This window comes from Oribacterium sp. HCP3S3_B9 (assembly GCF_052064255.1).
In the GTDB taxonomy this organism is placed as follows: domain Bacteria; phylum Bacillota; class Clostridia; order Lachnospirales; family Lachnospiraceae; genus Oribacterium.
This window is the reverse complement of sequence record NZ_JBQHVY010000087.1, coordinates 1-397: the sequence shown is the minus strand read 5'-3', so window position 1 is coordinate 397 and position 397 is coordinate 1. Positions and strand designations below refer to the sequence as shown.

Sequence of the window (397 nt, the reverse complement as noted above, 5' to 3'; positions counted from 1 at the left end):
GGATTATCAGACCTTAGGAACTCTCAAATTGACTGGTCTCAATTTAATTTTGAACGTCCAGAAAATGTTGTTGTTAAAAAACCTAAAAAATTAAGGGATTACCAACAAACAGCTAAAGAAAATGCCCTTGCTCATTTTAAAGAAAATGATCGTGGACAACTAATTATGGCACCAGGTACAGGAAAAACATTTACTAGTCTTAAAATATCTGAAGCTCTATCTAAAGATAAAGATGGTCCTTTTAAAGTGTTGTATCTTGTTCCTAGTATTCAATTATTGACGCAAACATTGCGTGGTTGGAATAATGATAGTGAACTAACAATGACAAGTATGGCCGTTACTTCTGACCGTGATGCATCACGTGGTACTGACGGAACCGAGGATATAAAAGCGTCTG

At 35.8% G+C, this 397-nt stretch carries 1 protein-coding gene; it reads left to right on the top strand.

Going from position 1 to position 397, the window contains the following annotated elements:
• The coding region (locus ACTNC3_RS11560; RefSeq protein ID WP_441227523.1) for a DEAD/DEAH box helicase family protein at positions 1–397 on the top strand (397 nt) is incomplete at both ends.